The sequence below is a fragment of the Streptomyces chartreusis NRRL 3882 genome, assembly GCF_900236475.1.
Classification (GTDB): Bacteria; Actinomycetota; Actinomycetes; order Streptomycetales; family Streptomycetaceae; genus Streptomyces; species Streptomyces chartreusis_D.
On sequence record NZ_LT963352.1, the window covers coordinates 22,327 to 48,166 of the forward strand.

At 68.1% G+C, this 25,840-nt stretch carries 28 protein-coding genes and 5 pseudogenes; 16 read left to right on the top strand and 17 right to left on the bottom strand.

Annotation, left to right across the window (positions count from 1 at the left end):
- Nucleotides 1-27 precede the first annotated feature (27 nt).
- A complete protein-coding gene (locus SCNRRL3882_RS00090; RefSeq protein ID WP_029181818.1) occupies nt 28-858 on the top strand; it encodes a transglutaminase-like domain-containing protein in 831 nt (276 codons plus the stop codon).
- Between the two features lie 55 nt (nt 859-913).
- Here SCNRRL3882_RS00090 and istB read toward each other — a convergent pair whose 3' ends face one another.
- The 3 genes and pseudogenes from istB to SCNRRL3882_RS00105 all read right to left on the bottom strand — a co-directional run bounded on the left by istB (nt 914) and on the right by SCNRRL3882_RS00105 (nt 3,333).
- Nucleotides 914-1,708, bottom strand: coding sequence for an IS21-like element helper ATPase IstB (istB, locus tag SCNRRL3882_RS00095; protein ID WP_010049032.1), 795 nt, complete (start codon nt 1,706-1,708; stop codon nt 914-916).
- A 194-nt stretch (nt 1,709-1,902) separates the two neighbouring features.
- Nucleotides 1,903-2,466 (bottom strand): Mu transposase domain-containing protein, encoded by a 564-nt coding sequence (locus SCNRRL3882_RS41260; protein ID WP_231911010.1) that lies wholly within the window; start codon nt 2,464-2,466, stop codon nt 1,903-1,905.
- A 69-nt stretch (nt 2,467-2,535) separates the two neighbouring features.
- A pseudogene (locus SCNRRL3882_RS00105) lies at nt 2,536-3,333 on the bottom strand (IS5 family transposase).
- Between the two features lie 512 nt (nt 3,334-3,845).
- Here SCNRRL3882_RS00105 and SCNRRL3882_RS00110 point away from each other — a divergent pair.
- From SCNRRL3882_RS00110 to SCNRRL3882_RS00120, 3 genes are read left to right on the top strand one after another with little or no spacing between them, the layout of a single operon-like run.
- Nucleotides 3,846-4,433, top strand: a complete 588-nt coding sequence (locus tag SCNRRL3882_RS00110) for a hypothetical protein (RefSeq protein ID WP_010040429.1) — start codon at nt 3,846-3,848, stop codon at nt 4,431-4,433.
- Between the two features lies 1 nt (nt 4,434).
- A complete protein-coding gene (locus SCNRRL3882_RS00115; RefSeq protein ID WP_029181210.1) occupies nt 4,435-4,851 on the top strand; it encodes a phage holin family protein in 417 nt (138 codons plus the stop codon).
- Nucleotides 4,827-5,540: a DUF3618 domain-containing protein gene (locus tag SCNRRL3882_RS00120; protein WP_010040431.1), complete on the top strand. Its 714-nt coding sequence runs from the start codon at nt 4,827-4,829 to the stop codon at nt 5,538-5,540. The genes SCNRRL3882_RS00115 and SCNRRL3882_RS00120 overlap by 25 nt, the downstream gene beginning before the upstream one ends.
- Before the next feature lie 2 nt (nt 5,541-5,542).
- Here SCNRRL3882_RS00120 and SCNRRL3882_RS00125 read toward each other — a convergent pair whose 3' ends face one another.
- The gene (locus tag SCNRRL3882_RS00125) at nt 5,543-6,169 is read right to left on the bottom strand and encodes a hypothetical protein (protein WP_010040434.1); all 627 of its coding nucleotides are present in this window, start codon (nt 6,167-6,169) and stop codon (nt 5,543-5,545) included.
- Nucleotides 6,170-6,584: 415 nt separating this feature from the next.
- On the opposite strand from SCNRRL3882_RS00125, the gene SCNRRL3882_RS41010 reads away from it, so the two are divergent.
- Nucleotides 6,585-6,731, top strand: coding sequence for a hypothetical protein (locus tag SCNRRL3882_RS41010; RefSeq protein WP_010040436.1), 147 nt, complete (start codon nt 6,585-6,587; stop codon nt 6,729-6,731).
- Nucleotides 6,732-6,953: 222 nt separating this feature from the next.
- Here SCNRRL3882_RS41010 and SCNRRL3882_RS00130 read toward each other — a convergent pair whose 3' ends face one another.
- From SCNRRL3882_RS00130 to SCNRRL3882_RS00145, 4 genes are all read right to left on the bottom strand, one after another.
- The gene (locus tag SCNRRL3882_RS00130; protein ID WP_010040438.1) at nt 6,954-7,949 is read right to left on the bottom strand and encodes a YihY/virulence factor BrkB family protein; all 996 of its coding nucleotides are present in this window, start codon (nt 7,947-7,949) and stop codon (nt 6,954-6,956) included.
- A gap of 334 nt (nt 7,950-8,283) precedes the next feature.
- Entirely contained in the window at nt 8,284-8,805 is a 522-nt protein-coding gene (locus SCNRRL3882_RS00135) for a hypothetical protein (RefSeq protein WP_010040440.1), read from the bottom strand.
- A gap of 398 nt (nt 8,806-9,203) precedes the next feature.
- The gene (locus tag SCNRRL3882_RS00140) at nt 9,204-9,479 is read right to left on the bottom strand and encodes a hypothetical protein (protein ID WP_010040441.1); all 276 of its coding nucleotides are present in this window, start codon (nt 9,477-9,479) and stop codon (nt 9,204-9,206) included.
- A gap of 16 nt (nt 9,480-9,495) precedes the next feature.
- The gene (locus SCNRRL3882_RS00145) at nt 9,496-9,843 is read right to left on the bottom strand and encodes a WGxxGxxG family protein (protein ID WP_010040442.1); all 348 of its coding nucleotides are present in this window, start codon (nt 9,841-9,843) and stop codon (nt 9,496-9,498) included.
- Nucleotides 9,844-10,680: 837 nt separating this feature from the next.
- Here SCNRRL3882_RS00145 and SCNRRL3882_RS00150 point away from each other — a divergent pair.
- The 3 genes from SCNRRL3882_RS00150 to SCNRRL3882_RS00160 are packed head-to-tail and all read left to right on the top strand — an operon-like array spanning nt 10,681 to nt 13,741.
- Nucleotides 10,681-12,684, top strand: a complete 2,004-nt coding sequence (locus SCNRRL3882_RS00150; protein WP_010040444.1) for a TPM domain-containing protein — start codon at nt 10,681-10,683, stop codon at nt 12,682-12,684.
- A gap of 45 nt (nt 12,685-12,729) precedes the next feature.
- Entirely contained in the window at nt 12,730-13,440 is a 711-nt protein-coding gene (locus SCNRRL3882_RS00155) for a PspA/IM30 family protein (protein WP_010040446.1), read from the top strand.
- A 28-nt stretch (nt 13,441-13,468) separates the two neighbouring features.
- Nucleotides 13,469-13,741 (top strand): hypothetical protein, encoded by a 273-nt coding sequence (locus SCNRRL3882_RS00160; protein ID WP_010040448.1) that lies wholly within the window; start codon nt 13,469-13,471, stop codon nt 13,739-13,741.
- Between the two features lie 344 nt (nt 13,742-14,085).
- On the opposite strand, the pseudogene SCNRRL3882_RS00165 reads toward SCNRRL3882_RS00160, so the two are convergent.
- Nucleotides 14,086-14,879 (bottom strand): annotated as a pseudogene (locus SCNRRL3882_RS00165) (IS5 family transposase).
- 276 nt (nt 14,880-15,155) lie between these two features.
- Between SCNRRL3882_RS00165 and SCNRRL3882_RS00170 the strand changes: the two are divergent.
- On the top strand, nt 15,156-16,031 hold the full coding sequence (locus tag SCNRRL3882_RS00170; protein ID WP_010047514.1) for an NAD(P)H-binding protein: 876 nt from the start codon (nt 15,156-15,158) through the stop codon (nt 16,029-16,031).
- Between the two features lie 16 nt (nt 16,032-16,047).
- On the opposite strand, the pseudogene SCNRRL3882_RS00175 reads toward SCNRRL3882_RS00170, so the two are convergent.
- Nucleotides 16,048-16,302, bottom strand: a pseudogene (locus SCNRRL3882_RS00175) (transposase); the annotation flags it as partial.
- 3 nt (nt 16,303-16,305) lie between these two features.
- Here SCNRRL3882_RS00175 and SCNRRL3882_RS41015 point away from each other — a divergent pair.
- The 5 genes and pseudogenes from SCNRRL3882_RS41015 to SCNRRL3882_RS00195 form a co-directional block, all read left to right on the top strand.
- Nucleotides 16,306-16,450: pseudogene (locus tag SCNRRL3882_RS41015) on the top strand (transposase); the annotation flags it as partial.
- Nucleotides 16,451-16,517: 67 nt separating this feature from the next.
- Nucleotides 16,518-16,680, top strand: a pseudogene (locus SCNRRL3882_RS42500) (IS701 family transposase); the annotation flags it as partial.
- Nucleotides 16,681-17,166: 486 nt separating this feature from the next.
- On the top strand, nt 17,167-17,523 hold the full coding sequence (locus SCNRRL3882_RS00185; RefSeq protein ID WP_102514702.1) for a LysR family transcriptional regulator: 357 nt from the start codon (nt 17,167-17,169) through the stop codon (nt 17,521-17,523).
- Between the two features lie 69 nt (nt 17,524-17,592).
- Nucleotides 17,593-18,234, top strand: a complete 642-nt coding sequence (locus SCNRRL3882_RS00190; RefSeq protein ID WP_010031903.1) for a class I SAM-dependent DNA methyltransferase — start codon at nt 17,593-17,595, stop codon at nt 18,232-18,234.
- A 64-nt stretch (nt 18,235-18,298) separates the two neighbouring features.
- A protein-coding gene (locus tag SCNRRL3882_RS00195; protein ID WP_086012443.1) for an IS5 family transposase occupies nt 18,299-19,107 on the top strand; the annotation gives its coding sequence in 2 pieces (ribosomal slippage) (nt 18,299-18,638 and nt 18,638-19,107; 810 coding nt in all).
- A gap of 9 nt (nt 19,108-19,116) precedes the next feature.
- Here SCNRRL3882_RS00195 and SCNRRL3882_RS00200 read toward each other — a convergent pair.
- The 5 genes from SCNRRL3882_RS00200 to SCNRRL3882_RS00220 form a co-directional block, all read right to left on the bottom strand.
- On the bottom strand, nt 19,117-19,317 hold the full coding sequence (locus SCNRRL3882_RS00200; protein ID WP_010042715.1) for a hypothetical protein: 201 nt from the start codon (nt 19,315-19,317) through the stop codon (nt 19,117-19,119).
- Between the two features lie 162 nt (nt 19,318-19,479).
- Complete coding sequence (locus SCNRRL3882_RS00205) at nt 19,480-20,949, bottom strand: UvrD-helicase domain-containing protein (protein WP_010042711.1); 1,470 nt, start codon at nt 20,947-20,949, stop codon at nt 19,480-19,482.
- Nucleotides 20,946-21,428, bottom strand: a complete 483-nt coding sequence (locus SCNRRL3882_RS00210; protein WP_010042707.1) for a hypothetical protein — start codon at nt 21,426-21,428, stop codon at nt 20,946-20,948. The genes SCNRRL3882_RS00205 and SCNRRL3882_RS00210 overlap by 4 nt, the downstream gene beginning before the upstream one ends.
- Entirely contained in the window at nt 21,425-22,291 is an 867-nt protein-coding gene (locus SCNRRL3882_RS00215) for a DUF6083 domain-containing protein (RefSeq protein WP_029181374.1), read from the bottom strand. The genes SCNRRL3882_RS00210 and SCNRRL3882_RS00215 overlap by 4 nt, the downstream gene beginning before the upstream one ends.
- Before the next feature lie 171 nt (nt 22,292-22,462).
- Complete coding sequence (locus tag SCNRRL3882_RS00220) at nt 22,463-22,726, bottom strand: helix-turn-helix transcriptional regulator (RefSeq protein ID WP_010042702.1); 264 nt, start codon at nt 22,724-22,726, stop codon at nt 22,463-22,465.
- A gap of 640 nt (nt 22,727-23,366) precedes the next feature.
- On the opposite strand from SCNRRL3882_RS00220, the gene SCNRRL3882_RS41435 reads away from it, so the two are divergent.
- Both SCNRRL3882_RS41435 and SCNRRL3882_RS00230 read left to right on the top strand, forming a co-directional pair.
- Complete coding sequence (locus tag SCNRRL3882_RS41435; protein WP_231911011.1) at nt 23,367-23,915, top strand: hypothetical protein; 549 nt, start codon at nt 23,367-23,369, stop codon at nt 23,913-23,915.
- A 224-nt stretch (nt 23,916-24,139) separates the two neighbouring features.
- Nucleotides 24,140-24,772, top strand: a complete 633-nt coding sequence (locus SCNRRL3882_RS00230) for a hypothetical protein (protein ID WP_010042698.1) — start codon at nt 24,140-24,142, stop codon at nt 24,770-24,772.
- 136 nt (nt 24,773-24,908) lie between these two features.
- Here the strand turns inward: SCNRRL3882_RS00230 and SCNRRL3882_RS00235 are convergent, their stop codons facing one another.
- Nucleotides 24,909-25,133, bottom strand: coding sequence for a bacteriocin immunity protein (locus tag SCNRRL3882_RS00235; protein ID WP_010042696.1), 225 nt, complete (start codon nt 25,131-25,133; stop codon nt 24,909-24,911).
- Between the two features lie 452 nt (nt 25,134-25,585).
- Nucleotides 25,586-25,840 carry a DUF7660 family protein gene (locus SCNRRL3882_RS42505; protein ID WP_418952377.1) on the bottom strand — a complete coding sequence of 85 codons (255 nt, stop codon included), beginning with the start codon at nt 25,838-25,840 and terminating at the stop codon, nt 25,586-25,588.

A 25,840-nucleotide genomic window follows, 5' to 3' on the forward strand; every position in this document is an offset into this window, starting at 1 on the left:
CAGCCCTGGCCCTTACGATGCCCGGTTATGACCGATGACGTGCTCAACTACTCTCGACCTGGGCTCTTAACGAGCCTGGACTCGGCCCAGCTCCGGCTCATTGAGGGACTGCCGGAGGACCCCGTGGGCGTCTGTGCCGCCGTGCAGGGCCTGGTCATCCAGCCCGCAGACGCCGCGGCGCTAGGGGTGCCCGAGGACCGGATCGCCGAGAAGAACATCAGGCCGGTCGACAAGCTGATCACCGCGTTGACCGCCTTGGACCCTGCGCCGCTTCATCAGCCCCGAACGCCCGAGACGCGGGTGATCGGCACCTGCCGTCACTTCGCGACCATCGCCTGTGCGATCTTGCGGGCGCGGGGTATCGCCTCCCGAGCTCGGTGTGGTTTCGGCACCTACTTCCTCAAGGACCGCGGCGTCGATCACTGGATCACCGAGTACTGGGATGAAGACCACAACCGCTGGGTGCGGGTCGACACCGAGCACCTCGGCAAGAACTACGTCGACCGCCCCGACGACCTCGCCCCGGGCGAATTCCTCACCGGGGGTGAAGCGTGGCTCCACTATCGCAACGGGTTGATCGACCCGGCCCTGTTCGGGGTGGCCGGCACCGATCACGCCTGGGGACCGCATGAGATCAGCGGCAACGCCGTCCGCGACCTCGCCGCGCTCTGCAAGCAGGAGACACTCAACTGGGACGAGTGGGGCCGCATGACCGCGGCCTATGAGGGCAAGACCGGTCCCGATTACGACCAGCTGATCGATGTGGTCGCCGACACCTGCGCCAAGGACAATTCACCCGCCTTGACACGTCTGTTCGCCCATGACGATCTGGCAGTTCCGCAGCACGTGCTCGTTTGAAGCAGGGCAGGGACCGGGCACTGGGCAACGCCCGCCGTTCCGGTCCCCATCTTGCTCAGGTCATGGCAGCCTGTTCGGCCTTGGCCCGAGACTGGGCCAGGCGGTAGGAGTCGGTGCCGGTCTCGATGATCGTGCCATTGAAGGTCAGCCGGTCGACGATGGCCGTGCAGAGCCGGGGATCGGTAAACGTCTTGGTCCATCCGCCAAAAGCCTCATTGGAGGCGATGGCGACACTGTTCTTTTCCTCACGCTCAGTCAGAACCTGGAAGAGCAATTCAGCGCCGTGCTTGTCGAGCTCCATGTAGCCGAGTTCGTCAATGCACAAAAGATCGACACGGCCGTAGCGAGCGATCGTCTTGGTCAGCTGCTTCTCGTCCGCGGCCTCGACCAGCTCGTTGACGAGCTTCGTCGCCAGGGTGTACTTCACCCGGAACCCGGCCATCGCGGCCTCGGTGCCCAGCGCGATCAGCAAATGAGACTTGCCAGTGCCGGAGTCGCCGATCAGGCAGAGCGGCTGCCCCTTCTTCACCCACTCGCAGGTCGCAAGCGTGTGGACGACGGCGGCGTGGATGTTGGGATTAGCGTCGAAGTCGAACTCCCCCAGCGACTTCTGCCTGGGGAAGGCCGCGGCCTTGATCCGGCGCTCGGAGCGGCGGCGGGCTCGGTCGTCGCATTCGGCCAGCAGCAGTTCGGCGAGGAAGGCGAGGTAGGACATCTGCTCGCGGGCGGCCTGCTCGGCCAGGTCCGGGAATTTCCCGCGGATGGTGGGCAGCCGGAGCATCCTGCAGGCGCCGACCACGGCGGTTTCGGCCGCCTGCTCACTCATCCGGCGGCGGCTGGTGGCGTTCATGGCATCTGTTCTCCCTTGCTGGCAGCGGTGTTGCCGCGGGTGCGGCGGCCAAGGAGCTGGTCGTAGGGGGCCGGTGAGGGCAGCGGCCGGGTGTCGGGCGGGAAATGGGCCAGCCGCCGCGCGGTCAGGAAGGTGACGGTCGGCTCCCGCCGCCGCGGCTCCGGCTCGGGCAGGGTGGTGTCGGCGTCGTCGGCTTACTGGGCCTTGCGGGCCTCTAGCGCGACAGCGTCCGCGGTCAGCGCGCCCACCCGCAGGGTGGCGGCGAGCCCGGCCACCAGGTGCTCGCGCGGGATGCGCCGGCCCAGCAGGAGCACGTCTATCAGGGCCCGGGTGCCGTCGCGGTCGCCCCGGACCTTGCAGGCCGCGGCCCACCACGCGTCGTGGACCGGGGTGAACTTCCCCGCAGCTTTGGCTTGTTCGAGCGCGGTCGCCCCGGGCAGTGCGCCGGGCTTGCGCACCAGGGCTTCCAGGTAGTGGTCCAAGACCAGCCGTTCCCCGCCTTTGGCGATCAGCCGTTCGTGCCGGGCGATCTCCGTGCTGCCGTCGTAGACGACCAGTTCGTTGGCGTGCAGCACTGCCCGCACCCGGCGGCCGATGTAGCGCACCGGCACCGAGTAGCAGTTGGTGCGGACCGAGATCCGGCTGTGCCGGTCCACCCGCAGCGCGAAAGTGCCGCTGGTGTCGAACGGCTCGTCCGGCAGCGGCTTCAACAGGGGCTGTTCAACGGCGAAGTACTCACCGATGGTGCGGGGCCGCATCCGGATGCGGCGGGCATCGTCTTGTTCGTCCCACTGGTCGACGCGCAGGTTCAGCTCGGCTAAGAGCTCCTAACGGAATGCGGTTCGTAGGCGGCGCCAGCAGATCAGTGAGCATGCGAGCTTGAGGAATGCCTCGTGGATGTCGTCGCGGATCTCCCAGCGGATCCGCAGGCGGCCGAACCAGTGCAGCAGCGCAATCGTCTGCTCGACCACCCACCGTTTCGTGCCGAGGCCGGAGCCGTGCTCGGTGCCGCGGCGGGCAATGACGGGCTTGATGCCCTTCGCCCAGACCTGGCGGCGATAGCAGTCGTGGTCATAGCCCCGGTCGGCGTAGACCTCTCTCGGCCGCTGCCGGGGCCGGCCGCGTTTGCCTCGGATCGGCGGGATCGCCGCCAGCAGTGGCAGGAGCTGGGTGATGTCGTTGCGGTTGCCGCCGGTCAGGGTGACGGCGAGTGGGACGCCGGTGGCGTCACAGATCACGTGGTGCTTGGAGCCCGGTCGGCCTCGGTCGACCGGGCTCCGGCCGGTTTTGGGCCGCCCTTGAGCGCCCGGATGTGCGAACTGTCGATCACCGCCCGGGACATGTCCAGGCGGTCCGCCGCCCGCAGCTCGGCCAACAGCACCTCGTGCAGCCGCTGCCACACCCCGGCGTTGTTCCAGTCCCGCAGGCGTCGCCAGCAGGTCATCCCCGAGCCGAAGCCCAGCTCGGCAGGCAGCCACTCCCATCTGATGCCGGTGTACAGGACGAACAAGATCCCGCACATCACCTTGCGGTCATCCAACGCCCTTCGGCCCGGGGTGCCGATGCCGCCGCTGCCGGACAGGCAGCAGAGGCTCGATTCGAGCCCACAACTCATCGTCGACCAGCCATGGTTGGGGATCGCGCTTCCTCACACTCAAGCAACCGACCCACTCCGTTGAAGGACACGGTCATCCCGCATTCCGTTAGGAGCTCTTACAGTCAGGCAGTCACTCGGCATTCGTCTCCCCCCCTTGGGAGCTGGCATCCTGCTCGTCGCTTTCTTCCTCGCCCAACTCACCATCCACGTAGCTTGAAGCGGACTGTGCAAGGGTCGTTCGTTGGGCACACCGCACGACGACGCCCGAGTGGCGAGAGGCTGGTGGCGCTCGGACTGGTGTCCCCCGCTTCCTGCCATGACCGCCTGCAGCGCGTACATACGTGCGTTTGTGATCTTCAGATGCACGCGGACGACAGCGCAGGATGTGAGCGTGATCTGAAGATGCGGGGTGCATCCGTTCGAGTGACCCTAGAAGCAGGGGTTCCTGCTGCCCGCCAGGTCCGGCGGCTTTCAGGCGTCCTCATCGTGCTCGCGCCGAGCCGGGGCGGCATTCCACAGCGAGGAGCAAGGGAGTGGCCCATGAGTGACGCAGTGCAGAGCGGTCGTGTCCGGCAGACCGGACAGACAGCGAAGGAACAGGCCTCGGCCACGGCCGATCAGGCCCAGCAGGCGGCTGGTGAGGTGACCGCTACTGCTGTGGAGCAGGCCCGCACGGTGGCAGAGGAGGCCCGGGAGCAGGCCGGCACGGTGGTACGTGACCTGCGGGGCCGGGTAACGGAGGAGACCGAGGAGCAGGCGCGGCGAGCCGCTGGGACGCTGCGGCAGTGGGCTGACGACCTGGGCGGTATGGCGCAGAAGGCGTCCGGCGACTCCCCGGCCCGCTCTTTGGTGACCAAGGCCGCCCTCAAAGGTCACCGCGCGGCGGACTACCTGGAGAACAACGGTGTGGGGGGTCTGATGGAGGATCTGCAGGGGTTCGCGCGCCGTCGGCCGGGTGTGTTCCTGAGTGCGGCCACGTTGGCCGGAGTCGTCGTCGGTCGGCTGGCCAAGGCGGGTACGACGGGCCAGCCGTCGCAGCAGCAGCCGGTACCGGATGGTGAGGAAGGCATGGTCGGCGTGCCGGAGGAGGCCGTGCGGCCTGATGTCCCGAGTTATCCGGGGGTGTGAGATGGCATCGGTTTCGCCGCAGTCGCCGGGGCCTCGGGGGCCGGACCCGTCGGTCGGTGAGCTGCTGTCGACGGTGACCTCGGATGTGCAGGAGTTGTTCCGGCAGGAGGCGGAGCTGGCCAAGGCCGAGATTCGCGAGGAGGCCTCCAAGGCCGGCAAGGCAGCCGGGATGTACGGCGGGGCCGGGTTCGCCGGCTACATGGTGGTTCTGTTCCTGTCGCTGGCGGCCATGTTCGGTCTGGCCAACGTGATGGACACCGGCTGGGCCGCGCTGATCATCGCTGGAGTGTGGGCGGTGATCAGCGCTGTGCTGTACGTGATGGGCCGCTCGCGGATGCGGGAGGTCGCGCCCAAGCCGGAGCAGACCATGGAGACGTTGAAGGAGGATGCGCGATGGGCACGTCACCCGACCAGGTAAGGGCCGGCATTGAGGCGACCCGGGAGAGGCTGTCCGAGGACGTGGACCGGCTGGCCGACCGTGCCAGTCCCCGCCGTGTGGTACGCCGCCGCACAAACCGGGTCCGCGGCGCGGTGTCGGGGCTTCGCACCCGGGTCATGGGAAGCGCCGCGGAGACGGCAGGGCAAACCAGGGACCGCACGCAGCAGGCGGCGCAGTCGGTACGGGAGGGCGCCGGTCAGGCGACGGGCAAGGCACGCGAGGTGGCCGGGCAGGCGACCGACACCGCCCGTGAGGTAGCCGGGGAGGCCGGCGAAGCGGTGCGCCAGGCACCGGAGCAGGCGGCGCGGCAGACCCAGGGCAACCCGCTGGCCGCAGGGCTGATCGCCTTCGGCGCCGGGCTGCTGACCGCATCTCTCATTCCAGCCTCGCAGGCCGAGGAGCAGGCGGCCTCCCGCATCACCGAGCAGGCCGGCCCAGCGCTCGAGCCGGTCAGGCAGGCGACCGTGGAGTCCGCACAGCAGCTCAAGGAAGACGCCACTGGGGCCGCTCAGCAGGCGGTGCAGGAGGTGAAGGACAGCGCTACGGAGGCCGCGAGGACCACGGGCGAGGAGGCCCGCGGCCAAGCGGGGCGAGTGGCTGAGCAGGCCGGCGAGTCGGGGCGGCAGGTCGCCGAGAAGAGCCGTGGGCAGGGCCGCGACACGCTCTGATGTCAGTGCTGCTGCATCCAGCGCCAGTCGGGCACGGACGGCACGTGCATGGAGGGCATGTGGGCCATGTGGGGTGTCCGGCTCATGGCTCGCTGCCAGATTCCCCGGGCCTGCTCCTCGGGACGCTGCTGCTCTCCGTGCAGCGCATTGAGGACGAGTAGGCCGCCTGTCAGCGCCGGGACTGCCCATTGCAGAAAGGCGAGTTGCCGCTGTGCCTTGTCCGTGTCGACGGGGTGCTCCGCCGCCTTTTCTGTGTCTTGCGGGTCACTGGAGGACGCCAGCTCGATCTTCTTGCCCAGCATCCGGGTGTACGCGGTGGCCGCAAGCGCGACTGCGGTCAGAGCGGTTTTCGCCGCGGTGGAGGCGGCCACCCCCTGCTGGCCGGCAACACGCGCCGCGTTCGCCGCGAGCAGGCCACTGCTGCCGACCAGATGGGCGCCTACGGCCGCCGCGCTCACCGGGGCCCACTTCGCCCAACCGGAGCTGGCGATTCTCTCGCGCGTCGGCTGCGCTCCTCCTTCGGCACGCGCCGCGCCGTTGAGGCCGACTGCACCCATCAGAGAACCACCGAACCATGCGGCCAGCCCCAGGTCGTGCAGGCTGCGCAGGACGGTATTGCGTTCCGGCATCTCTCGGCTTCCCTTCGGTGGGCAGTAAGTCCGGCAACACATCGCACCGCGTCCACTGTCACCCTTGCCGACACAGTGCGCACCTTCGGCCCGGCGAACGGGCCTGGGAAGCAGCTGTCGCAACATGCAGTTGATGAGCAGAGGGCAGTAGCTGTCGGTAGTTGCTGGCAAAACCTTCGGGCACCACCGCGCGACCCTGTTCTGGCTGGCCTGGCGGCAGCCGCTGGGACCCGCTGACCAGTCAGCCGCCGTCTCGGCTCAGGCGGCGAGAAAACAGGCAGGACAGACCAGGGTCTCTCGCGCCGCCAACGCGCTAACACAAGCTGGGCTACCGCGCACGACATGCGCATTGCGGCGTTCGGGACCAGCCTTGAAGCACCGTTGGCTCCACAGGCCGACCTCCCCGGGAGGTCCTGTGATCCTGCTCGCTCTGCTTGTACCCGTCCTCATGATGGCGTTGCTTTTTGCCATGGACGCGTTGGAAGAACACCTTTTCCCCCGCCCGCCAGCGGCAGATGAGGTGAAACCGGCAACCGACGGCATTGAGGCGCGCTCGCTCTGACAGCGCTGCGGCTACGTTGGGGGTTGGTCGGGCTGCACAACGTGCGCGCCTGCAAAACCGCGGTGACGCCGCCGGACGGTACCGCGCCACGCCGCGGGACTCGAGTACGGGGGCGTGAGGACGCTCAGCGGGCAGCGGATGCACCGTTTCCTCGGGCCATCGGGCCCGGTGTTCGCGCATGCCGTCATGGCCCGCTTTCGAGGGCCGTGGCATGCCGTTCGGTCAGGCGCCGTCCATGCGGCGCCGGTCTTCCTCGTCCCACTTCCTGGTGTCGCGGGGCTGTGTGTACGGCTCGGCATCGGGGGGGTAGCCGCCGGCGACGGCCCGCTGGCGTACGGTCTCGGCATCGAACTCCAGGCCCAAAAGGATCGCAAGGTTGGTGACCCACAGCCAGATGAGGAAGACGATGACGCCGGCCATCGTGCCGTAGGTCTTGTTGTAGGACGCGAAGTTCGCGACATACAACGCGAACCCGGCGGAGGCGATCATCCAGATGACCAGGGCCAGGAAACTGCCCGGGGTGATCCACCGGAAGCCCTTTACGTCGGCGTTCGGGCTCGCCCAGTACAGGATGGCGATCATGAGAGTGACCAGGACGACCAGGACGGGCCACTTGGCGACCGACCACACCGTCAGCGCCGTGTCCCCGAGACCGAAAGCCTGCCCGGCCTGGCGAGCCAGCCCACCGGTGAAGACCACGACCAGCGCGCTGATCATTGCCAACACCATCAGCACGACCGTCAGCGCGATACGCAGGGGCAGAGTCTTCCACACCGGACGGCCTTCGGGCATGTCATAGACAGCGTTGGAGGTGCGGATGAACGCCGCCACATAACCGGAGGCCGACCACACCGCCAGCACGATACCGGCGAAGGCCATGACCGAACCGATATCAGCGTTGCCCTGGAGCTGCTGAACAGCCCTGGTGACGATGTCCCGGGCCGAGCCGGGAGTGAGCTGCCTGAGATTGTCCAGCACCGTGTCGCTGGCCGCCTTGCCGGTGATGCCCAGCAGGGAGACCAACACCAGCAACGCCGGAAACAGCGACAGGACGCCGTAGTACGTCAGTGCCGCAGCGCGGTCGGCCAGTTCATCGTCCTTGAACTCCCGCAGCGTGCCCTTGAACACCTTGCCCCACGACTGCTTAGGCAGTCCGACCGGTGAATCGGGCGCCGCCGCCTCCACCTGCTCACCAGGCCCGTACTGCTGCTCGCTCACCAGCGGCCTCCAGCCGGCCAGAAGCGGTGACGGCAGCCGCAACGGGTCTGTGACCTTGCAGGTTCTGGTTGCCTGCGTGTCTGCGTTTCAGCAGCCGGATCTCGAGCGCCGAACAGCCAGCCGCACCTCGCAGAACAGAGAGGGTTGCTGGAAAGCGGCTCGGAGCAAGGGCAAGGGGCCTGCTGCCCGCGGCGGTACCGCACGGTCCGGCTCGGGGCACCTATGGCCTCTTGCCTGACGCGGCGCCGCCTGATCACGCCTTCGGCGAGCCGCGCGGCGATGAGCGCCAGGAGCGCTGCCCGGTCCACGGTGGCGGCCGTCGTGCTGTGGGACCTCACGGTCCGGTCGTCGCGCTGCGGTCGGCGTCGCGCAGCGGCCCAGGATGCTTCACCAGCGTGAGCAATGCCCGGCACAGCGTTCCGAGCTCATGCAGGCTGACACCATTGGTCTTGAGCATCTCAGTGGTGGTTGTGATGACGCGCTGGGCGATCCCTTGCTTCGCGCCCTGCATGCGGGGCACGAGCGCGGCAAGCTCGGGCAGAAGATGTTCCATGTGACCGAGCAGCTGGTCGGCGAGCAGCATCCTGTCTGCTTCTTCGGCTGGCGGGTACCACATGGCCGTGTCGTACGCCTGCCGAATCGTGGTGGCGTCAATGGGAGGCCGGCTCGACGTCCTCTGCTGGCAGGGTGGTCGCTCGTCGCTGGGCCGGCCGCAGATGTTGACCGCCTGTGTGAGGCAGCGGCCCACGCCGGTGCCGTCCAGGAGCGGGTGCGATGTACCGGCCGGCTCACTCCAGGACGGGGTATCCCGGCGGTGGTCCAGGGCCAGCGGCCAGCCCAGCTGGATCGGCTCCACGCCGACACCTCCTTGTAATCAGTCAGGCACCATGAGTAATGCCCCGGCAAGAATCATCTAACACAGGCGCCCCAAGGAGGGTTTGATCAGATGGGCGGTGCAGCCGAATCAGTCCAGTCAGCGCGGCCGCCGAGCAGGGCACACACCGCCCGCGCCGGGGCATGAGCAGCTTTCACCCGAACCCAGGGCGACAACCGCCTCAGGCGCCGGTCCGACGGGGAGGCCGCCCTTGACGCAACCGGGACCGCGCAACAAGGAGGTGGGCTCGACTGCACGCTGCCCCAGCATCACCAGCTCAACGCCCGCGAGGCCGGCCAAGCCCTCGCTCGCCAGGCAGGGCGGTGACGGTGCCCGCTGCGGACAGGGCACCGCCAGGCTGCGGCGTCGCCGCCAGGGCTCTAGCCAGCCTCCCGGTGTTGCCTGATTTCCTGGACGCTCGCGGTGAGAGTGCCGTCGTGCTGTTCATAGTGGGACAGCGCGAGACCCAGCCCGAAGAAGGTGGGGGCCCACTCACCCACAAAGATGCCCCACCGGTCGGCGCGGGCAAGCCCGGTTCCGGGTTCCGCCTGGAGGGAGGCCATCCAGGCGGCGACAGTCAGGCCGATGGAGGCGAAAGCAGCCGTGTAGGCGTGCTCGCTGCGGATGCCCATCTCGTGCATCTTCTTGACCATCATGGCGCCGCCCTCCGCCTCACATGCCGGTGGAGCGGCCGGTGGAACGGGTGGATTCCTGGTACCCGTGGCGATCGCGGTCACGGTTCTTGCGCCACGGAATCAGGCCGGCCAGACCAAGGAGGCCGAAGAGACCCCACAGGCCCGCGTCGTCGTCGTCCTCGTTCTGGTTGTCCTGCGCCTGTATCGTCGCGCTGGCGGCCGGCGGGCTCGCCTGTTCGGCAGCGCTCTGGCTGAACGCCGCTCCCGCCGGTCCGAGAGCGAGCACAAGCGCGATGAGTACCGTCCTGGCAGCTCTACGCATAGCGGTTTCCTCCTGTACTGCCTCCGTCGCGTATCGCAGCAGTCGCAGCGGCAACGTCAGCATGTCGCCTATCTCCAGTAACCACAGATATGCCAGATACGCCCGATTTCGCTTGTTTCATGTTCAACGTGCACACCGCCTTCCAGGCGACCGGCAGGCCCAGTTGAAAGCCGAACGGCCGGATCGACGGCACGTCAGACCTTCAGGGCGGCGGCACGCTGGACCGGTAAGGCGCGCCTCAGCTGCGCTCACCGCGCCCGGCATCGAGCCCGCACCGGCTTCAGCAGCAGCGGCCCGGGAGCGGGCAGCACGGACGCCCGGCCGCGACCGCGACCGCGACCGCGACCGCGACCGAGCAGAATAGACAAATGACACCTTCTGGATGAATCACCACGCAGGGGGCGGGTACGCGGCTGGCGTGCCGCTACGAGAGGGGACGGCGATGGGCAGCGCAGCGGCGAGAACAGGATCGGCGGCCTGTGCTGAGCCCTGCCCCTGGCGTTCGCGGCCGTCAGGTGACCGGTTGGAAGTGCCGCAGGCGGCACGGCCAAGGCGCTCGCGCCGTTCGGTCTACGCATAGCGGCCGGCGCCCTTCCCGGACCCCACGGGGTGGTCGCCGCGCCTTCAACGGCACAGAGCGTTGAGCGAGTCAGGCGAGTGATGCCCATGCGCTGCAGGCAATACCCTCCACTCGGGCCGCAAGAAAGCAGACCCACGATGGCGCGGCTCCCGTGCAGTCTTGGCGGGCGCACCCCGCTGGTCGGTGGTTCCGCCTTCCGGTGCGGTGTTGGCGAGCGCTGCTGGGCAGTTGACCGAACGCCCTCGCCCGCCGCAGGGTCCGGCCACCGAAGGGTTCAAGGGCGCAGAGCATCGAATCCCGTAATGCACAAGCTAGTGCGGATGTTCCTGGCGGTGGTGCTGGCGGCGGGGTGTTGGACCCTGTCTTCGGCGAGCGCCGCCTTCGCCGACGCCCCGGTCGACCTGGCCCGCGAAGGGCAGATCACGGACCGGGTCGGGGCCCTCGGCAGCCGGGAACCCGAAGTCGCCCGGGCGCTGGCCCGGCTTGTCGACGAACACCAGCTGCAGCTGTTCGTGGTGTACGTGGACGACTTCTCCGGCCGGCCCCCGCAGCAGTGGGCGAACCAGACGGCCTCACGAAATGAGCTCGGCGCCGACGCTGCGCTGCTGTCTGTCGCCACCGGCGACCGGCAGTATGCCTACGTGGACGCGAGCTCACCGCTGACCCGGCAGGGGCTGGCTGAGGTTGATGCGACGGCGGTCGCGCCGGCGCTGCGGCAGAACGACTGGGCGGGAGCGGCGATCGGTGCGGCACGGGGGTACGGCGCGGTGCTCTCGGGCCAGCCCGTGCCCGCGGTGGCCGTCACGCCCGGAGAGGACGACCCGGGCCGCGGTGAAGGGGCAGGCGTCGCCCAGGGCGGCTGGCTCTTCTTCCTTCTGCTGCCGGCTGCGCTGGCCCTGTTCGCGTACGCCCTGTTCAGACGCAGGGTGCGCAAGGCAGCGGTGCCGCGAGACGGCGAGGAAACGTGGGGCGGACCGCACCCGGATTCGCTGGCGGATCTCGACGCCCGGGCGCGCCAGGCTCTGGTGCAGACCGACAACGCGGTGCGCACCAGTCAGGAGGAGCTGGGCTTCGCCGCCGCGCAGTTCGGCGACGAGGCGACCCGGCCCTTCACCGAAGCCGTGGAAACGGCGAAGCAGGAGCTGACCGCGGCGTTCCGGCTGCGCCAGCAACTCGACGACGCCTACCCCGAGGACGATGTGACCCGGCTGCAGATGGTCCAGGAGATACTGGCGCGCTGCGCCAGGGCCAATCGCCTGCTGGATGAAAAGGCCGACGACTTCGACCGCTTGCGTGCGTTCGAACGCAACGCACCCCAGGCCTTGGCCGCGGCTCAGGCCGCTTTCGACACCACCAGCGGCCGGCTGGCTGGTGCACGGTCCGCCCTGGATGCCATGCGTGAGCGGTACGCCGCTTCGGCCACCGAACCGGTCGGCACCGACCTCGAGCAGGCGGACAGCCGCCTTGCATTCGCGCACGACAGCCTTGAGCAGGCGCGCCAGGCGGTGGAACACGACGACAACGGCGCAGCCGCGATCCGGGTCCGCGCCGCGGAAGCGGCAGTCGCCCAGGCCGGCCGGTTGCTCGACGCCGTCGAACGGCGGGCGCAGGAACTCGCGGACGCAGCCGGCGCGCTGCCAGGCGCACTGACCGAGACGAACGCGGATTTGGCAGAGGCACGTGGCGTGCTGCAGGGAGCCAACGAGCTTCCGACCGCCGCCCTGCAGGGGCGGATCGCACGCGCCGAAACCGTCGCAACCGAGGTGCGCATGGCCATGGACAGCGGCCGGTACGACCCCATCGACGCGCTGCGCCGGGTAGAGGAGGCCGATGCCGGACTCGACGAGGCACTCATGGGAGCCCAGGAGAGCGAGCAGGGCACACGCCGTGCCCGGGCACTGCTCGAGCGGGCGATGCTCAGCGCGCAATCCAGCGTCGGGGCAGCCGTGGACTACATCATCACCAACAGGGGCGCCGTCGGCAGCCAGGCCCGCACCCGGCTCGCAGAGGCGCAACGCAGGCTCCAGCAGGCCCAGGCGCTTTCCGGCCAGGGCGTCAGAGCCGATCCGCACCAGGCCCTCACGGAGGCGCAGCAGGCCGACACACTGGCGCAAGACGCCCTGCTCCTGGCACAGGAGGACGTAGCGGGATTCGGTGCTGCCACGGAGCCCGGTGTGTATGCGGTCTCAACCACCGGCAGCGGACTGGCGGGCGCGATGCTCGGCGGCATCCTGCTCGGCGGTGTGTTCGGCGGCGGCTACGGCGGCCCCGCCAGCTTCGGGGGCGGCGCAACACGCGGCCGGATGGGCGGCGGCCACCTCTGACACCGCCCAATGCCTTCCGCAGCAGTACTCAATTGGAGAGGTGCCATGACCAAGCAGACCATCCTGGGACGGGTCGCACAGCTGGCGCGGGCCAACATCAACGCCCTCATCGACCAGGCGGAGGACCCTCAGCTGATGCTGGACCAGCTGATCCGCGACTACACCAACAACATCGCCGAGGCGGAGCAGGCGGTAGCCGCCACCATCGGCAACCTGCGCCTGATGGAACAGGACTACAGGGAGGACAAGGACGCCGCCACCGAGTGGGGCCGCAAAGCACTCGCAGCCAGCAAGAAGGCAGACGAACTGCGAGCCGCCGGGCACCCCGCGGAAGCCGACCGGTTCGACACCCTGGCCAAGGTCGCCCTGAGCAGGCAGCTCCAGTCCGAGAGAGAGGCCACGTCGGCCGAGCCGACCATCGCCTCCCACACGGCCGTCGTGGACAAACTCAAAACGGGCCTGGACCAGATGCAGCTCAAGCTCGGAGAACTGCAAGGCAAGCGCGACCAGCTCGTCGCACGGGCGAAGTCCGCCGAGGCCCAGAACCGCATGCTGGACGCCGTCAAAAGCATCGACGTACTCGATCCCACCAGCGAAATCAGCCGGTTCGAGAACAAGGTGCGCCGCGAAGAGGCCCGGGCCATGGGCAAGGAAGAACTCGCCGCCTCCTCCCTGGATTCGCAGTTCGAACAGCTCGAAGGACTCGGCGACGCCACAGAGATCGAATCACGCCTGGCAGCCCTCAAGGCCGCATAACACCCGTCCACGAAAGGAACGGACCATCATGACGCAGGTCGAGCAGCCCTTCACCGACGCCAGCATCAAAGTACGCCAGGTCAACCACTACCAGTTCAGCTGGGTAGCAGCCCAAGAACCAGGCCGGCGCGGCACCTTCACGCTGCAGCTGGTCCTGGACGAAGGCGCCGGCGAAGAAGTCCTCACGGTCGACGCCGACGACGCCGACGTCCTGAAGGACCTGCTGGAACACAACCAGACCGTCCAGTACGACGTCCCCCGCCACACCCTCATGTTCGGCGTCACACCCTCCGGCAACTGACACCGAGCAGCCCACCATCCCCCTCCTCCACTCCGCAGGCACCCGCTCACCGAGCAGGCCCCGGAGAGTGGAGCCTGAAGCCTCCGGGGCCTGTCACCCCGGAGGCTCGCCGTTCGAACAGGAGTGCCAACATCGAGCCTGCATACAGGACGCGGCATGGCCCGGCGGACCCCACATCCCAGGCACTCCACGACAGCCCCGCGCACACAGTGGGAGAACGCACAACGGCCTTACGGCCTCGTACCGTGAAGGCCGCGTCGGCGGGCCAGGCGCGGGAGACCTGCCTCGCGCGCCTGGCCCGCGCGGGGCACCAACGCGGCTGCGCAGGCAGACGCTAACAGCGGCTAACACAATGAGCCGAGCTGTCGATGGGTGATGAGGCAGCAGGCGAGTTTGAGGAACGCTTCATGGATGTCAGCGCGCCGTTCCCAGCGGATGCGCAAGCGTCGGAAGCCGTGGAGCCAGGCGAAGGTCCGCTCGATCACCCACCGGTAGGTGCCCAGTCCTGTACCGTGCCGGGTGCCGCGGCGGGCGATGGCTGGCACGATGCCTCGCTCACGGACCTGGTTGCGGTAAAGATCGTGGTCGTAGCCGCGGTCGGCGAAGAGCGAGTCCGGTTTGCGGCGGGGACGGCCGACCCGGCCACGGACCGGTGGGATCGCGTCCAGCAACGGCAGCAGCTGGGTGACGTCGTTGCGGTTGCCGCCCGTCACCAGGACCGCGAGCGGGGTGCCGTATCCGTCGGTGATCAGGTGATGTTTCGAGCCCGCCCGGCCCCGGTCGACCGGCGAGGGGCCCGTGTGGATCCCCCTTTAAACGCCCTGACGTGCGAAGAGTCGACCACGCAGCGGGACCAGTCGAGCTTCGCCGCCGCGTTCAGCTCGGCGAGCAGTACCTCGTGCAGCCGCTGCCACACGCCGGCCTCGTTCCAGTCCCGCAGCCGTCGCCAGCACGTCATGCCCGAGCCGAAACCGAGTTGCTTCGGCAGGTACTCCCACTGGATCCCGGTGTGCAGTACGTAGAGGATCCCGCACAGCACATCCCGGTCCGGCAGCGGCTTGCGACCCGGGTACCTGAAGCGCCGCTCGCGCTGCGGCAGCAGCGGCTCCAAGCGGTCCCACAGCTCATCCGACACCATCCACTGGCGAACTCTCCACACCCGACCGAACGCTCAACTCCCATGTCCGCAACGGCCATCAGCGTCGATCCACCTCATTGTGTTAGCCGTTGTAACTGCTGGTTTCAAAATGGGTCGGCGAGAGACTAGAGCTGCTTCCCCGCTGCCTGTCATTCTCGCCGCCGTGGCCGACAAGCCTGTCGTTGGGACAGTTGCGTTCGTCGGTCGGCTCAACGTGGAACGGGGCTGTCCTCTTGTGGTGAGGCGTCCCCGTGAGCAGTGACGATCAGAAGGAGCATGATGGCGATCTTGGTGACCGGAGCCACCGGCAATGTCGGCCGGAACGTGGTCCGACGTCTCGTTGAGGCCGGCACGGAGGTGCGGGCTCTGACCCGCAGCCCACGCCCGGCAGGGTTACCGGAAGTCGTGCGCGTGATTGCGGGAGATCTCATGCAACCGGAATTACTCGCCGACGCGTTGAAAGAGGTCGACCGGATGTATCTCTTCCCGGTCGCCGAGACCGCACGGGAAGTGGTCGCCTTGGCTCGGCAGGCTGGCGTGCGCCGTATCGTGGTGCTGTCCTCCGGGGCTGTCACGGCAGGTTTCGACAGCGACTTCCACTTGCCGGTAGAGCGGGCGGTGGAGGAGTCGGGCCTGGAATGGACTCACGTGCGCCCAGGCGAGTTCGCGATGAACAAGCTGGCCCTGTGGGGCCCGTCCATCCGTGCCGAGGGCGTGGTGCGCGATCCCGACCCCGAGGCGGCCTGGTGTCCGGTACATGAGCAGGACGTCGCCGATGTCGCGGCCCTGGCTCTGCTGGAGGACGGGCACTGCGGACGGGCCTACACCCTCAACGGCCCCGACATGTTGTCGCATCGTCGACAAGTTGAACTCATCGCCGAAGCCATCGGCCGCCCGATCCGCTTCGAAGTGGTGAGCCGGGACGAGGCACGGGAGAACTACCGCAAGCAAGGAGGATTCGCGGCGGAGAACGCGGATTTCCTGCTCGGCTTCGAGGACTATTCAGGCGGCGAGACAGACCTGCAGGCACTCGAGGAATTCGATCCAACTGCGGTAGGCCCATCACCGACAGCCGAGGAGGTCACCGGAGTCCCGGCTCGCACCTTCGCCCAGTGGGCACACGACCATGCCCGGGAGTTTCTCCCTGACTGACCGTTTCTCGCGGCAAGCGGAGCTTTCGAAGGCAGATGATGCTGCACGCCAGGGCCAACAATCCTCGGTGCATGTCGGCACGTCGTTCGTAGCGGACGCGGAGCCGTTTGCACTGGTGCAGCCAGGCGAAGGCACGCTCGACGACCCAGCGCACCTTGCCAAGCCCCGAACCATGGGGGACGCCGCGTCGGGCGATCATCGGCTTGATGCCGCGTTTCCAAAGCAGGCGGCGGTACTTGTCGAAGTCGTATCCCCGGTCGGCGTAGAGGTGGGGTGGGTGATCGAGCGGACCTTCGCCTGCTCCACGGCTTCCGACGCACCTACGCATCCGCTGGGAACGGCGCGCTGACATCCACGAAGCGTTCCTCAAACTCGCCTGCTGCCTCATCACCCATCGACAGCTCGGCTCATTGTGTTAGCCGCTGTAAGCACCGGACATCGGCATCAGTAGCTGGCGGGCCCCCCGTTCTCTGAGAGTGAGAAGAACTGGCCGGGTTAGATGAGCGCCAGGTCCGCCGCTACCCCTCCTGGACCCGCTGGTACCCTCCTCATGCTCGCCCACGCGCCTTCCTCGTCGTCGTCCGTGCCGACGAACACACCCGCCGTCCCGGACTTCCTGGTCCCGCTGTCCTGCAACGAGATCGGGCGCCCTGTTGGGCCGCCCACGAGTTGTCAGCTGTGCCTGGTAGGCCGACTTCTTCCAAGACCACCAGAGCTCTGTGGCCAGCAGGCGAGGGAGCGGGTGTTGAGCACAGGCGGACGAGGTACCAAGTCCATCAGTCCTGGCCGAGCGGTCCGTGAGGCGTTACGTCGTGGTTGTACGGGCCACTGGCCGTGAAGAGGGAATCCTTCCCAAACGGCCCCTGCGCTACCAGGTCGCTGTTGCGCGGACCCTGCGGCGCGACTTCGTGATTCGTCGGCCCCTGCGGTGCCAGGTCCGACCCCCACGGTCCCTGCGGAACGGAATCCTGGCCGTAGGGCCCCTGGGCCACGAGATCGCTGCTCACGTCCCCGTTTCTCTCCGGAGCCGAGGAAAGGCGACTCCGCGTTCCCAGCAGTCAGACTGCCCGCACGGGAACCACCCGGCAAAGGGCATCTTGATACGTCTCCTGTGGCCATTGATACGGTTTCCTGTATGACGCAGTCGGGGGATAGTCGAGAAGCGCACCTTAGGGGGGATCCGAGCACGCATCAGCTGCGGCTCTTCCTAATACTCGCCGAAGAACTGCACTTCGGACAGGCGGCGCAGCGAGCGTTCATGACGCAGCCGGCGTTCTCGCAGCAGATCCGTGCTCTGGAGCGCCGTCTGGGCCTGACACTGGTCGATCGCAGTACACGCACGGCAGGCCTCACCAGGGCCGGACAAGCACTGCTGCCTGAGGCCCGGGGCGTAGTGGAGGCAGCAGACCGGTTGCAGCAAGCTGCCGTCGCGCAGAAGCGGGCTGTCTCCGGCCGGATCGTGATCGGCTCCTTACTGATCGTTTCAAAATGAGATGCGCAGGCTGCGGTGGCACATCGGGCTGCCAGCAAGGTCGAGCAGATATGGACTAGCGTGTCGGCCATGTGGACGGACGACTGGTTGGCCGACACCCGAACCTCCTACGACACGGCCGCGGTTGGCTACGCCGACTACGTGCGCGATGCCATCGACCGGCTTCAGTACCTGCGTGCGGCTCTGGCGTTGTTCGCCGAAAGTGTGCGTGCCGCGGGCGGCGGACCGGTGGCAGACATCGGCTGCGGCCCCGGTCACGTCACTGGCCACCTTCACACTCTCGGCGTCGACGCCTTCGGCATCGACCTTTCTCCCGGAATGGTCGCGGTTGCCCGGCGCGACCATCCCGGCCTGCGGTTCGAGGTGGGCTCGATGACGGACCTGGACCTCCCTGACGCCTCGGTCGCCGGATTGCTGGCCTGGCAGTCGTTGATCCACATCCCCGATGATGAGGTGCCGTCTGTGATCGGGCACTTCCATCGGGCACTGCGGCCGGGCGGACCGCTGCAGCTCCTGTTCCACGTCGGCGACGAATCACGACTGAAGACCGAGGGCTACGGCGGCCACCCGATGAAGGTCCATGTCCACCGTCGTCAGCCGAGCCAGGTGGCCGCGTGGCTGCGCGACGCTGGATTTGAGGTCGAGGCCCAGATGCTGCTTGCCCCCGAAGAGAAAGCATCGCAAGCGATTCTTTTCGCACGGCGTAGCTGATCGTTGAACAGCACGTTGCGCTGCGGGTCTTGTGTCAGGCGACCTTGGTCGACAGGCTGTCCGCGTGCGTGCTGATCTTGTTCCTGACGACCTGTGGGAGCGGGTGGCTCCGATGTTGCCGCCCGCTCCCGAGCGGCGGCACCGCTACCCGGGCAGACTGCGTGTTCCCGATCGGGCGGCCCTCGCCGGTGTCATGTACGTGTTGCGGACGGGCGTCGCCTGGCGCGACGTCCCCGCGGAGACCGTTGGCTGTTCCGGGGTGACGGCCTGGCGCCGGCTGCGGGACTGGACGGAGGCCGGCGTGTGGCCCCGTCTGCACGCCACCTTGTTGACCGAGCTGCGTCGCGCCGACCTGCTGGACTTGGACGACTGCGCTGTAGACGGTTCGCATGTCCGGGCGCTCAAAGGGGGGATCACGTCGGGCCGTCGCCTGTTGACCGCGCCCGTCCCGGTTCCAAACATCACCTGATCGTCGACCGTCACGGCACACCGCTTGCCGTCAGGCTGACCGGCGGGAACCGGCACGACGCCACCCAGCTCCTGCCGCTGCTGGAGGCAGTCCCATCGATTCGTGGCCTCCGGGGACGACCTCGCCGTAGACCCCACCGCCTGTATGCCGACCGGGGCTACGATTTCGACAAGTACCGCCGCCTGCTATGGAAGCGTGGCATCAAGCCGATGATCGCCCGCCGCGGCGTCGCCCACGGTTCCGGGCTGGGTAAAGTGCGCTGGGTGGTCGAACGCGCCTTCGCCTGGCTGCACCAGTTCAAACGACTTCGCATCCGCTATGAACGACGGGCCGATCTCCACCTGGGTCTGCTCGAACTGGCCTGCAGCATCATCTGCCTCCGTCGCCTGCGAACCTCATTCTGAAACGATCAGTTACTGGTCGGCTGTCGTCTCGGAGTTAGGGACGTGCTCGTGTTTTGCCGCGGCAAAGCACCGGCAGGCGGTGCCGCCGGTGTTGACGATGCGGCCGCCGCGCATGGCCTCCTTGAGCGAGTCGAGCGTGGCGACGGCGTCCGGGGTGTCGATTATTTCGTCCGGTATGGGCCTTCTCCTCTGCCTCTGTGCTGGCTTCACACAGTGCTCGCTGAGGATGCCTGTCCCAACTATGGGTTGTCACCGCAAAAGCCCGGTGGGACTCTGGCTTCGGGCGGAGAGCGACGCGCCAGCCATCGTAGAAGAGCAGGGTCTCTGCGACGCGGACCCCGGCCTGCCCCGATCCGGTCATGGGCAGACGCTTCAGGAGGCTGCCAGGCAGGTTCCAGTTCCGTCTGGGTGTTGGTTAATCCAGGACAGGCCGCCGAGGTCGAGGCGGCAGCGGGTACGGGTGACAGCCACATAGGCCAGGCGGGCTTCACTGTCGTCGATGGTGCGGGGCGCAGTATGGTCTGGTGGACTCGTGTCCCGGGGTGGGGTGAAATCGTCGGCAATCTTCACGCACGCCCATTCGCGACCTTTGGCCTTGTGCGCGGTGGAGACGCTGACTTGGGCCTGTGATTCGGGGACGAGCCGGGCCACGGCGGCGAGGATGGCGTCCGGACCGTGGGTATCGACGAGATCGACGAACGGCTGCAGGTCTCGTCCCGCTGGGTCGTGGGCAGCGTAGTCCTGCAGTTCACCCCAGGTGGGGAAGAGGACGAGTTCGGGGTGGAGGGTGCGGCGGCCTTCTTTCAGGTCACGGGCGGCTTGGGCGAGGACGCGCAGGCTGTCTCCTCCTCCGACCAAGCCGACGTGGCATCCGGCGTCCATCAGGGCCATGACTTGGGTCATGGCGCCGACGTTGGTGCGGCACAGGACCGCGTCCGGGTGGGCGACGAAGCCGAGTTTGGTGGGTACGGTCTCGGCTCCGGTCAGGCGGATGGGGGCGTTGGCTAGGTCGAGCCAGCGGTTGGCTTCCGCGGCGAGCTGGGGCCCGAAGCGGAACGACTGCGAGAGGGTGAGCTGGGTTCCGTCGAAGCCGGTCATGACGTCTTTGGCTCCGCGCCAGTGGTAGATGGCTTGGGCGGAGTCGCCGACCATGACCAGTTGGGCGTGGCTGCGCTGGTTGAGGAAAATGTGCTCGACGACGGGGTTGGTGTCCTGCGCCTCGTCCAGGAGCAGGAAGTCGGTGTCGATTTGGGGCTGGGTGAGGGCCCAGATTTTCAGGTAATGGTCGTGGTCGAAGCGGACGGCGCCGTCATCGGGGTTTTGCAGGTCCTTCCAGGCTTTGTGGGCGAAGGGCAGGAGGTGAGCGGCGAGTTCACGGTGCAAATCTGTGTCTTCCAGGCCGCGGAGTTTGGGCACGTGGTGGCGCGTGATCTTGTCGTCGGCGGTATGGCAGAAGCGGGTGACGGTACGCAGGACTGCGTTGGACAGGGCCCGTTGGGAAAGGTCGCGGTCTCCGATACGGATGGCTTTAGTGACGCCGAGGGCTTGTCCGGTCTGCCAGGCCGGGCGGCGGGGTGCGTTCAGGCGGTGGGCGTAGCGGTGGCCGACAGACGCGTAGGCGAGAGCGTGTGCTGTCTTGCACTGGACGGTGGCGGGGAAGCGGGCGCGTGCGTCCTGGGCCATGGCGCGGTTGTAGGCGAGATAGCGGCCGCAGCGTGGGGTGGTGCGGGCTAGCAGGGTGAGGGTGGTGGTCTTGCCGGTGCCGGCTCCGGCTTGCAGGGCGAGGTGGTCTCCGGTGTGGAAGGCGTCGGCTGCTGCTGTCTGTTCGTCGGTCGGGTTCATCGTGTGGGTCCTTGCTGGGGGCGGGTGAGGGCGTGCCCGACGGCGGCCAGCAGATGCGCGGGTGTCGTGTCGGCGAGCAGGTGGTGTACGGCGCGGTCGAGGCGTTCGGCGCCTTGGTCTGCGTGCTCGGCCAGGGCTCGGTGGAGGGCCTCTCGTACGAAGCGTTCGGGGGTGAGGCCCGCATTTTGGGCGTCGCGTTCGAGGGCAGTGTGGATGGCGGGCGGGAAGGCGAGGTTGAGCAGGACGTGTCCGTGCGTGTCCGGGTAGTGGGTGGTGATCACGTCGATGGGCAGCCGGTCGGTGAGACGTCGGCGCAGGCGGTGGGCGGCGCGTTCGGGGGTTGTGGCGCCCGCGAGGGCCATGAGGCGGGTGGCGTCGTGGTTGGCGGCGAGCGGCCAAGCTTGGGTGGCGTGGCGGTGTTCGGCCGCCGTCAGGGGGCGGGTGAGGGCGATCTCCAAGGCGTGGTGGGGCATCGTCACCGGCCTTTGAGGTGGCGGCCCGGAGGGTGGGGCATGCGGGTGCGGATGTGTGCGGCGTGCAGGAGTGGGTCGAAGGGCTGCCAGCCGGCCAAGGCTAGGTCGGCGGCCCCGGGGGCGGCGGCGTGCTGGGGGCAGCGCTGGGCGCGCCAGCGTAGCTGCTCGCTGTAGGGCAGGTGGTTCAGGTCGTAGACGGCCATCAGGACGTTGGGGAGGGCCAGTTGACCGCGGTGGGATCCGGTGGGCATCAGTCTCCAGACACCGGCGGGTGCGGTGGGGGCGAGGACGGGGTGGGTGCAGCGGCGGCGGTGGCGCGTCTGGGCCACGCAGCGGATGTGTTCGATCGTGTTCTCGGCGAGGTAGCGGCACAGCAGCATCTGCACGACGGGGCGGGCCGGGTTGTCGGCGTCGGAGTCGGCGGCCTGTGTGGTGGCGGGGGCCGGTTCGGGGGCGAAGGCGCCGGTGTCGGTCAGGCGGCGGGTGTGGACGGCGAGCTGGCGGCGGAGCGCATCGAGGTGGGGGCCGGTTCGGCAGAGGGGGGTGCGGCGGGGGCAGAGTACGGCGTGCGGGATGCGGCACCACGGGCTGCCGTCACCGTGCGGGTAGGCGATGCCGCTGCTGAGGTGCCAGCGGCAGGATTCGGGGACGTGTGGGGTGGCCAGTTCGGTGGGGTGCAGTGCGATGGGCCGCTGGTCGGCGCGCTGGTAGAGGTCGATGCGGTTGCCGCACTGACGGCATCGGCCGCTTTGGCCGGTGCGCAGCAGGCGGCTGGGGCTGGTGCCGGCTACCTGCAAGGGGCGGGGGCGTCGGGTGGGGCGGCGGCTGCCGTCCCAGTGTCGGCCGGTGGGGGTGGGCGTGGTGCGCATGACCGGGACCGTGCCAGGCGACACGCATTGATCCGCAACACTGCGGTGCGTGTGTCCCCCGGCCGGCTCAAGGGATCCGAACAGACGATCTAGCAGGCGACCTTATGTTCGGCGCCTGCTCGCCGGATCGGGTGATTTGCAGTGTGGCTCGAGGCGGGGGGGCGCAGGGCGTCAGGAGCCGTGTTCGCCAGGCGGGGTGTGGTCGTGGCAGAGGGTGCCGAGGAGGTGCTCGATGGGCACGTCAAAGGTGTGGGCGAGGGCATGCCAGGTGGTGACGCTGCCGGTGGTGCGCCCGTGCTCGAGGTCGATGAGGGTGCGCCGGGCCAGGCCGCTGCGGCCGGCGAGTTCGTCGAAGGTCCAGCCGCGTTCTCCCCGCAGGCGCGCGAGGTTGACGCGCAGCGCGGTGAGGTCCGGATCCGGCGGCAAGATCGTCACCCCACCATCCGACGGTGCAGACCCCTGCCCTGTCAGTGCAGACTTCTGCACTATTTGCCAAGGTGGGATCACCGATCACGGTGCAGAGATCTGCACTACCGTGCGTCTTCCGGTCCTCTGGCACAGGGGGCACCGGCCATTTCGGGGCGGACACAGACGGGAGGACGACGAGCCCATGAGGCTTGCCGGCGCGCATGCTGCAGTGCGGCGCATCTGGACAGTGGAACTGCGGCCGCGAGCGGGCGGCCACACTCTCATCTGCCCCACCTGCACCGCGCACACGTCGCCACTCACAGGGCCTTCCGCGCGGTCGGCCGTCATGGCTCATCTCGCCCGTCACGCCCGCGCCGACGCGCTGCCCGCATATCTGCGCAGCTGCCAGTGCCGGATGCGGGGTTGCGTGTGGCATCCGCGTCACCGCGGGTGTGCCGGGCCGGTGCTGCTCGCTCTCACTCGCGACCGCAGCGGCCGGACCTGGCGGCTGGCTGACAGCTGCGCGGCCTGCGCAGCGGCGACCAGCCACACCGCAGTCGTGCCCGACACCCTCCCGGGCGGCCCACGACCGCTCCCGCCCGCCTGTCCCTCCCCGTCTGGGCGTCAGCCCTGCCCTGGACTGCCCGAGCGGGTGCGGGTGCGGGAGATGCTCACTTACCTTGGCACCGCGCTGCCTCGGTTCACCTCCCCCGCGGCCCGGCTGCTGGCCCTGCAGTGCGCGCTGCGCGCGGATGCCCTTGGTCGGGTCCGGCTGCCAGCAGGCCTGCTGCGAGGCATGCGTCTGCGCGCCAACGGCGAGTTGTGGCTGGAGCTGGCCCATGCCGGCTGGCTGGAGCTGCCGGACTTTCGCGCGCTGCCCTTGCAGTTGCGACTGCTCGATGCCGCGGTCCTGGACCAAGCTCCCGGCCGTCGGGCTCGCTGCCGTGCCGCCCACTGGGCCCTGCGCCCCGCGCCGTTGGCCCTGCCGGCCGCAGCGCCCGCCCTGCGGCTGGCCGCTCTCGTGCTGGCCACCCACTCCCCCACCGAGGCCGAGCACAGCCCCGACATGGACGTCCTCGCCCGCCTGTGCGGGCACTCCCCGCAGCAGACCAGAGAACTACTCGACCGGCTGGTGACCACAGGCACCCTGAGCGCATGGCAGCACAACCGAGTCACCGACGAGGTGTTCTGGCAGTTGCCTCAGTCGCAGACATGAACTCATGCCTGCAAGCCGCCTCGTTGGGCACCGGGTGCCGCAGCTTTTGAGGCCAGCGCCGGGCCAGCGAAAAGACCGGGAGGGAACAACTGGCTCCGTATGTCCGTACCATCTCTACACCAGAGCATCGTGCGGCACATGCGGGCTCCCGGCCGGGGCACCGAGACCTCGCCGAAGTCAGGCATCCCCGCATCGCGGTCACACGCCGAGGAAAGGTCAGCATCATGCCCGAGACAACAACTCCCGCCACGGAACTGGCATCGCAGTACATCGCCCGAGTGACCGGCGACCTGGAGACCAATCTCAAGGAGCAGGAACGTATCAGTGCGGAGATCGCCTCCCTACAGGAGCAGCTTGCCTCCCTGCAGCATGACCACACCGTGCTGGTGAACATGCGCCAGGCGCTCGGCGTCTCAACGGCCCCTGTCGAGCCTGCGGTCGAGACCCAGAGCGCCAAGGTTCCCTCTCCACGGCGGAAGAAGGCCGGCGCTGCGCCCGGCGGAAAGCAGAAGGCGCGTAAGTCCTCTTCCCCGCCGGCCAAGAAGGCGGCAAAGCCTGCGGCCAAGGCGGCGAGTTCAGCGAAGGCGCCCCAGCCCACCCTGGTCGAGCTCATTCGCCGCCACCTCTCCGAGCAGAAGGAACCGCGCTCCGCGGCGGAGGTCGCCACCGCGCTCGGCCAGGCTCACCCTGATCGCGACTTCGCAGCCAAGATCGTGCGCCTCACGCTCGAGGGGCTCGTGGCCAAGAGCCAGGCGGAGCGCTCCAAGCAGGGCAGGTCCGTCTTCTACACCGCCCCCGCCCCGGAGTCGGCGGCTACGCCCGAAGCCGAGGCTCAGCGCGAACCCACTGATAGCTGACGGTGCAGGAGGCAATGCCGAGGCGCCCTACCAGCAGGCCACAGCTCACTCATATACGACGGAGCTCCGCCAGAGTGGTCAAGGCGGAGCTCCGAGGTGCCACAGGAATCAGATGGTTAGGCCTTCGAGGTCGCGCTCACAGCTCGATAGGCCTGTAAGCAAGAGCTGCATCCACTACTTGCTCCGCCGTGGCCTCTTCTGTCAACCCCTCCGACTCAGGATAGTAAATCAAGTCAAGCACCCTGGGGTGCGGCACGCTCTTCTCGAGCAACTCGACCATCTCTTCCTCGTCCTCTTCGCTGATTTCCGCAGCCATAAATTTGCGAACGATCTCAACAAGCTGTTCGCGGGAGGTGCTCATATTTTCTCCCGGCCCCTGCGGCCGCAGAACCGGCTCCACGGCACGGCGCCGCAGCAGCCCGGGCCGCCGACGAGGCGCCCGCTCACCTGCTCGCCTTCGACCTGCTGCACCTCGCGGGGACGGAAACGATCGCAGCAGCCACGGACGACCAAACGGCATGCCAGAGTTGCACGTGCAGTAAGCGGCCGCACGGACCGACCGTTCGGCCAAGCCGGGCGACCAGGCGTGCGGCTGCACGGCTACCTGACGTACACCTATCGCACTGCTTGAAGCGCTGCGCGCCAGCTGCCAGCTTCAGCGGTATGAGCACGGCATGTGGACGTCGAGCAGAGGATGATCGAGCAAGGTGAGTCTCCATGCTCACGTGCCCCACCATTCTGAGGGCGGCCAGTCATCGTCGGCCACCCTCAGGCCATTACGTCAGTCGATAATACGGAGTGCTGGACACTCCCTTACTCGTAGACCCGTGCAGCCGCCACTAGTTTTGCCACAGTGGCCCAGGTTTCGCCTGAGGGGAGTGGCTTTCCAGACCTCCGAAAAACCTCATCGCAGTCCGAAATCCAAGCGGACATCGCCTCCAGAAGTGCTGGAATATCCACATTCTCCCACCCTTCCGGATTGTCTGTGAAATCCTGGGCGGCAGACAAGAGGAAGTTGGACAAGGCTTCTCGATCGTTAACCGAGTTTGCTTCTTGCCAGAAATCCAC